Consider the following 8,021-nt stretch of genomic DNA (forward strand, 5'->3'; position numbering starts at 1 on the left):
TAGAAGATTGCTGATTCATAATTCGATACCGTTCTCGTATCAGGCGACAATAAAATTGTAGTCGTTTCAATGCAGTCAGACACTAGTCAACATACAGAAATCCGTTGCTGCTGAGTAACGCCTGACAAAACGTCGCCAGGGCCAGTTGCTCAGGAGTTTTACCTGCGTTCTCGGTTGATGTTTTAAATTGAGAAATCTGCAAGTCTATAAATTCTACAGACTGCTGCACTTCTTCAGCGGAAGGCTCTTTTCCAAAAGTCAGGATCCAGGCCAGTTTGACCTGTTCCGGTTTATTTCCTGCGTGTTCTTTTTGCAGTCGCTCTGCAAAATATTCGGCATGCTCCACCATAAACCCGCTGTTCATCATCAGCAGAGATTGTGGCGCAACTGTGGAAGAGGAACGCTTTTCACAATTGGGTTCCATTTTGGGAGCATCAAACATATCGAGTACTGCCAGAGGCTTACTGCGACTGACGGTGATATAGATACTGCGGCGGAACTGGCGATCATCCATTTTGACGTCTTTTCCCTGTCGGCCCGCTGTATCAACATTTGCAATTCCCACAACAATTTGCCCGACTTCGTCTTCCTTGACCGGAACCGGCTGACCATAAAGGTCTGTTTTGAGTTTCCCGGTGACGGCGATGATCGAATCGCGAATCATTTCCGCTTCCAGACGCCGTACGGGCATGTGACCGTAGAGCAGATTATCCGGATCGACGACATCGTATTTGTCTGACCGCTGTGAACTTTGCATGTAAGCCGTGGAAGTCATCAGCATCTTATGCAGCCGTTTGATTTTCCAGCCATGTGTTACGAAATCCTGCGACAGCCAGTCCAACAGTTCCAGATGCGTTGGCGGAATTCCCAGTTTTCCGAAATCGGTAGGAGAGGCCACGATCCCTTTACCAAAGTGGTGCAGCCAGATGCGGTTCACAAATACCCGGGCAGTCAGGGGATGCGTACCACTGGTGATATAATTGGCATACGCTAACCGGCGACCTGTTGTAGGCAGCTCCTTGTTGACAGCCGGAATTTCAATCGGCTTGCCCAGGTTCGACTTCACTACCGTCAGACCGGCGGGAAGCAGTTCGTGCTTCGGTTGCTCGAAATCTCCCCGGTTGAAGAAGAAGGTTTTGGGAACCTTGCCAGGCACTTCTGTCAGCACCCGAATGAATTCTTCTTTCGGTTTTTTAGCCCGAATTGCAGTGGCTTTATCACTGTATTCCGTGAGGATCGCCTGAGTCTTGAGTTCCATCAGCCGCTTGGCTTCGTCCTTCAAGTGCTGTACCTCAGCGGCCCCTGCCGGATCAAACTTGTCGAGTGTCGAAACGGAAACCAACAGCGCTGGATATTCTGCGATGATTTTTTTCTGTTCTTCCGTCCGTTTTTTCTCTTCCGCTTTTTGCGCAGTCAACGCGATTTGTTTTTGCGCCTCAGGAATTTTGCTCAGTGTTTCTTTTTCGATTTTTTCTGCCAGTTCTTTGGCCAGTTCTTTGGCTTTTTGAGCCGCCTTGCTCGACTGCTCATGCAGGGTTCGGTCATAGAGATAGAGAGAACCGGCGGAGAGACTGTTGATGCGGGGATAACTCTTGAGCAGCGCCACCTGCTCTTTGCTTCGCTCTTTCCCTGTCGTTTTATAAGCGGTGCGTACGGTGTCCCGTTTGTCTTCCGGCACATCGAGGAGTTCCCGTTCCAGGGTGCGATCAATAAATTTGTTGACCAGTTCCGTTCGCTCTGCCATTACCTTGCCTGCTTCGGCTTCCAGTTCATTGGCAATTTTGCGGTCTGCGTCTGACATGATGGAGATGCGACGGGCCGCCGGCGTGCGCCAGTTTTTCCAGTCGAACGCAGGCTCGAAGATCGCGCGGAAACGATAGTAATCATTCTGGGGAATCGGATCATATTTATGATCGTGGCACTGTGCACAGGCCACCGTTAATCCCAGAATCGAAGATGAAACAATATCAACCGTGTCGGTGATGACCTGATTCTTGGCGACTTCTTTTTCAGCGGGGTTACTTCCGGTTCCATCCGGGGCCATTCTTAAAAAACCAGTGGCCACCAGCTTTTCCAGATCTTCCGGTTTCAGTTGCTGATAAGGGGGCTTGACCATTTCATCCCCCGCCAGTTGTTCGCGGAGAAATTGATCGTAAGGTTTGTCTTCGTTGAAAGCACGGATCACATAATCCCGGTAACGAAATGCCCAGGGACGTTCCATGTCATTGTTGTTATAACCTTCTGAGTCTGCATAGCCGGCGATATCCAGCCAGTGACGTCCCCAGCGTTCGCCATAATGCGGGGAGGCCAACAGACGGTCAATCAGTTTTTCATAGGCGTCAGTGCTTTGATCGTCGAGAAACTGTTTCAGTTCTGCAGGAGTCGGAGGCAGACCGATCAGGTCAAAAAAGGCGCGGCGTGCCAACACGGTTTTCGATGCCTCGGAAGAAAAAGTGAGATTTTTTGCTTCCAGTTTTGCCAGGAGAAACGCGTCGACAGGCTGGCGAATCTGCTTCGTCTGCTTGACCTGGGGCACAGGGTAATTTTTCACCGGTTGGAAAGACCAGAAAGCCAGATCATCTGATGCCAGATAATCGTCAGCAATTTTTTCCGGTTCGGGTCTCAGCGTGTGGGCTCCCTGATCGACCCAGCGTTTCAGAATCTCAATTTCTTCCTCAGGCATATGCTTGCCTTCAGGGGGCATTTCCTTGGCGACAATGCGGGCGATTAGTTCACTCTGATCGCTTTTACCCGGAACAATCGCAGCGCCGCTGTCCCCCCCCTTGACCATGAAACGTTTTAAACGCAGGTCAAGGTTTCCCTCTTTTTCCCCATTCTCACCATGACAATGCAGGCAGTGAACTTTGAGGATTTTGCGCACGTCATTTTCGAAAGAGAGTGCATCTGCTTTTTTCGCAGGGTCTTCAGCTTGAGCTGCACTCAGGCAGAATGAGACAGAACATACATACGCCAGGAAAAGTCGCCCGATCATGGAAGAAGACTCTCTTGGTAATAGTTTAGTGAGGGCTATCCCTGGTAACAGGATAGTATTTATGGAGGGCACATCGCACTCAGAGAACCAGTAATATCTAAGAGTTGCTTATATATTATAGTATCGGTTTTAAACGGAAGTGCAAGAGAGGATTTTCAAACGGGTTTTATTACGGAAAAAGAGTAAGGAATCAGGTTTATACGAAAAATAAGGGTTTGAGAGCATTCGCACCTCAAACCCTTGTTTAATATATCGTAAACAATTGATTTATATAGACTTACAACCCATTTCAGCCGGTCACCAGTTTTTTCGTGAATTCGCCTTCGTTCAAGGTCGGTCGTTCCGGGCTTCCTTTGTGGCGGTATTCCAGTTTCATGTTACTGAGACCCAGTAAATGATAGATACTGGTGTGAATATCGCGGACATGCATCCGGTCTTCGACGGCATAGAGGCCCAGCTCATCAGTTCCGCCGATTGTCTGGCCCCCTTTGACGCCGCCTCCGGCCATCCACATCGTAAACCCGGTGGGATTATGATCGCGACCATCTCCTTTTTCACTCATCGGGGTTCGACCAAATTCGCCCCCCCAGACGACCAGTGTGGAATCCAATAAGCCGCGTTGTTTGAGATCTTTCAACAGACCGGCGACGCACTTATCCATCCCCTGGCACAGCGCGGCGTGTCGTTTTTCAATCCCGGAGTGAGAATCCCATTTGCTGCCGGCGCCGTTGTAAAGCTGAATGAAGCGAACGCCCCGCTCGACCATTCTGCGCGCCAACAGACAGTTGGTGCCGTAGACTTTGGTCTCTTTCTGATCCATGCCATACATTTCGTAGGTCGCTTTTGTTTCCTGCGTTAAATCGACGACTTCGGGAGCGGCCGCCTGCATCCGGAACGCCAGCTCGTAAGACGCGATTCTGGCATCAAGTTCAGACTGCTGTTTCCGCGACTGTGCATGACGCTGATTCAACGTCGTCAGTAAATCCAGCTTGCCTGCTTCCTGTGTTGCAAGAACGTCAGCAGGCCGATACAGATTGGAAATGGGCTCTTTCCCCGTATTCAATCGTGTGCCCTGATAGACGGCGGGAATGAATCCAGTTCCCCAGTTGCGCGGGCCGTTGACCACGGTGCTGGTGTTGTCCTGAATCACAACGAACGCCGGCAGACTTTCATTTTCCGTCCCCAGACCGTAGGTCACCCAACTGCCTAAAGAAGGACGCCCGGCGAGCGGAATGCACGTATTCATCTGGCAGACGCCGCCTGCATGATTGATGCCGTTCGTCCAGCAACCGCGCAACACAGCGATATCATCAACACAGGTCGCGGTATGCGGCAGCCAGTCGGAAACCCAGGTTCCGGCTTCACCATGCTGTTTCCATTTTCGCTGGGAGGGGAGCAAGGGAGCGTTGACTTCACCCATCGCCGTAATCGGTTTTTTGAAACTTTCCGGAAGCGGTTTCCCAGCCAGTTTCTGCAGTTCCGGCTTGGGATCGAACATGTCGATATGACTCGGGCCCCCTTCCATGAACAGAAAGATGACGCTTTTTGCCGTTGCCGGGAAGTGCGTTTGCTTTGATGTTAAAGGGGACATCGGTTTGACGCTGGACTTGATCGCAGCCTGAGACTGTTGTGCCATCAGCGCATTCAAGGCGATGCCGCCGAAGCCTGCTCCCGCCTGAAAGAGAAGCTCGCGCCTGTTGATGACCGATTCAGGAACTGCCTGTGGGGGTTGATTGCTCATACGATTGTCTTTCCGCTATTGCTCTCGTAAGTCACGATGGATTAATCCAGGTAGAGAAATTCGTTGGAATTCAACATCACGTGACATAAATCTGCTAACGCCTGATGACGTGCATCATTTGCCCCCATTGATGTTTTCGAGGGAGGCAGGATGTGCAGCGTATCAGCCACGCTGTTTTTCAAAAGTCCGTTTTGGGTATTGAACTGCCAGAAACCGACCGCCGCAGCGACTTTCTTTCCGGAGGGATGAATCAACAGTTCTTCCTGGTTCAAAGCGGCACGGGACAGCCTGACATTATCGAGCAGACCGTTCCATGTGCTTCCGGTCGTTTTATCCCGGCCTCCCAGGACGAAATCATTTTCAGGGCGATAGTCGCCGATCACAGTATGTTTGACAGAGACACTCTGAATTGGTTTCTCTGAGAAAAGTTCTTTGACATAAAACTGAATTCCCGTATCACCGGTTTCAGAAATCTTGATCGAAGCGGCGACATAATAAGGCTTGTTCAGTTCCAGATGCAGATTCGAGGGCACCACTTCATAGGCCCGTTTACCGGATTTGTTGTTGCCGATCAGTTGCAGAATCAGATTGCGGGGTTTGTAGGCTGACTTCAGGCTGGTGACACCAAGCGACCACCCCTGATCTTTGTTATTTCCCGTCCACTGCGAGGCAATCGTATTCACGGTCGCATTATCATAGACGGACTCTAACTGCACGAACGCTTCAATCGTAAAGTCCTGATCGGGAAGCGTTTTTGAGGAAGCAACGTGCAGCTTGGATAGCGTCGATCCCTTGCCCAGTTTGGCAGCTTCGTCGCTGGTTTGTGTGATCAAGCCGATAAAGGTCTGCTGCTGTGTGTCCTGCTCCGCTTCGATTCGTTTTTGTTGCGTTTTCAGGAAACCGGACAGTAACTCAATCTCAGCCGGTTCCGGAGTTTTCCCAAAGGTCATCTTATGGAGATAGGTGACCAGTTCCTGATCGTTGGCAAATGACTTTGTTTTCAGAGAACGTGCCATCGCATTGGCGCGTTTCAGGAACCATTCTCCGTTAATCATCAGCAGCGCCTGATTGGCCGTTGTGGTAACGTCCCGTTGCGCCACACTCTTGATTCCGCCGGGCAGGTCAAATACCCCCAACACGGGATCCTGGATGTTGCGTTTCATAATCGTGTAAACACTGCGGCGAGGCTGATTCCCATTCACACTGGGGCCTCCCAGTTTCAGATCAAGTTCTCCGGAAATAGACAGTGCCGAGTCCCGAATGTCTTCGGAATCAAGCCTGCGAATATTGGCACGCCAATGCAGTCGATTTTGAGGATCTTTGAGTTTGGCATTTTCAGGAGCAGGATGAAAAGCGGAAAGACGATAGGTAGACGAGTTCATAATCAGCCGGTGCAGATTTTTGATGCTCCAGCCGTTGTCGACAAAATAGCTAGTCAGCCAATCCAGCAGTTCTGGATGACTGGGCGCTTCCCCCATGTGTCCGAAGTCATTTGAGGTCGAGACCAGGCCCGTACCAAAGTGATATTGCCAGACGCGGTTGGTGATCACACGCGTTGTCAGCCGGTTTTGAGGATTGACCATCCAGTTCGCCAGCGCCGTGCGGCGGCCTGAAGAATGGGGGGCCGTTGAGATCGGAACAATTTCCGCTTCGCCCGGCTTTAACAGAGAGAGAAATCCGGGGACAATCGGCGTATGGTCCGGGTCATCAGGGATGGTTGTGATGGGCGCTGAGCCGCGTGAATCAGTCACGCTCATGCCGGTCGGCAATGGTTCTGGTTTCAGATTGTCAAACGCTGCCAACTCTTTGAGTAACTCATTATACTTTTTCCCATTGGGTTTCTCACTCTTTTTGAGCGATTCCAGTGAGGATTTCTGCTTGATGTCCACCTGCCGCTGTACGAGGTCTGCCAGCTGATGTTCCAGTGCAGTCCGCTCCAGCTCGGGTTTTGCCATAATTTCCTGTAAGTCAGCCGGGAACATGATAATCTGACTTTTTGCAGCTCCCTCCAGGGTATTTTTCGTCAACTCATCGATCTGTTTACGAATCTCTGCTGTCTTCTTTTCCCAGATATCCAGCTTTTGGTTATACTCTGCCAACTCCCGGGGCGTCGCGAACGGCACATCATCCCGCGGCATGAGAGGTGCAAAGAAGGCCTGCAGGCGGTAATAATCCTGATGAGAAATCGGATCAAATTTGTGATCGTGGCAACGCGCACAGCCCATGCTGACACCCATGAATACGTCGCCGGTGGCATCGGTAATATTGTCCAGAATATCATTCCACTGCGTGCGTGAATCGCGCTGATTATATTCATACAGATAGTGTCTTAGAAAACCGGTCGCCGCTAAAGCATCGGGATCGTGGGGCGCGATTTCATCACCGGCGAGTTGCTCTTTCACAAAACGCGAATAGGGTTTATCACTATTAAAAGAGCGGATCACATAGTCGCGATAACGCCAGATTTCCGGACGAAATGCATCCTGATTGAACCCGTCCGACTCGGCGTAACGTACGACATCGAGCCAGTGCCGGGCCCATTTCTCACCATAATGCGGGCTTTCCAATAACCCATCGATCAGGCGCGACCAGGCATCGGGCGAAGGATCATTGACAAAAGCGTTGATCTGTTCGACCGTTGGAGGCAGGCCTATCAAATCATAGTAGGCACGCCGTACTAAAGTCATACGGTCGGCTTCGCCTGCGGGGGTCAGACCTTCTTTTTTCAGACGGTCGTAGATAAAGGCGTCAACCGGGTTTTGAGACCAGTCACGCTGATCGACTGCCGGAACTTTGGTTTGTTTGACGGGCTGAAATACCCAGAAGTTGCGATCTTCTTCTGTGAAAAAGGTCTCGTTGCTCTTTTGTTTGATCACGTAATCCGCGTTTTCAGGCCAATAAGCGCCTTCGTTAACCCAGCGGGTCAGCGCGGCGATCTCTTTGTCTGACAGTTTCTTCTCCGGCGGCATTTCGAAGGAGTCATAATTGATCGCTTCCACCAGAATACTCTCATGCGACTTGCCGGGCACGATCGCAGGGCCACTTTCTCCTCCTTGCAGCATTGCTTTCAGAGAATCCAGCCGCAATTCGCCTTTCTGTTTTTTGTCACTATGACATTCCAGACAGTGCTTGATCAGCAACGGGCGCACTTCTTTCTCAAAAAAGTGCAACTGCTTCTGATTCGCAGGAGAACTGGCAGGTTTCGTTTTTTCTGCTGCCCCCACGAGGTTCGCAGAAACGAAAAGCAACAGACTTACGGTAAGGAGTCTCATGAACAAGGCCTCTTTC

The 8,021-nt window shown here is 50.8% G+C and carries 3 protein-coding genes; all 3 read right to left on the bottom strand.

Annotation, left to right across the window (positions count from 1 at the left end):
- Positions 1-82: 82 nt before the first annotated feature.
- The 3 genes from Q0294_RS15805 to Q0294_RS15815 all read right to left on the bottom strand — a co-directional run bounded on the left by Q0294_RS15805 (position 83) and on the right by Q0294_RS15815 (position 8,005).
- On the bottom strand, positions 83-2,992 hold the full coding sequence (locus tag Q0294_RS15805; protein ID WP_299467374.1) for a DUF1549 domain-containing protein: 2,910 nt from the start codon (positions 2,990-2,992) through the stop codon (positions 83-85).
- Positions 2,993-3,281: 289 nt separating this feature from the next.
- Positions 3,282-4,733, bottom strand: a complete 1,452-nt coding sequence (locus Q0294_RS15810) for a DUF1501 domain-containing protein (protein ID WP_299467376.1) — start codon at positions 4,731-4,733, stop codon at positions 3,282-3,284.
- Positions 4,734-4,774: 41 nt separating this feature from the next.
- Complete coding sequence (locus Q0294_RS15815; RefSeq protein ID WP_299467378.1) at positions 4,775-8,005, bottom strand: DUF1549 domain-containing protein; 3,231 nt, start codon at positions 8,003-8,005, stop codon at positions 4,775-4,777.
- Positions 8,006-8,021 lie beyond the last annotated feature (16 nt).

This window comes from uncultured Gimesia sp. (assembly GCF_937919775.1).
Taxonomy (GTDB): domain Bacteria; phylum Planctomycetota; class Planctomycetia; order Planctomycetales; family Planctomycetaceae; genus Gimesia.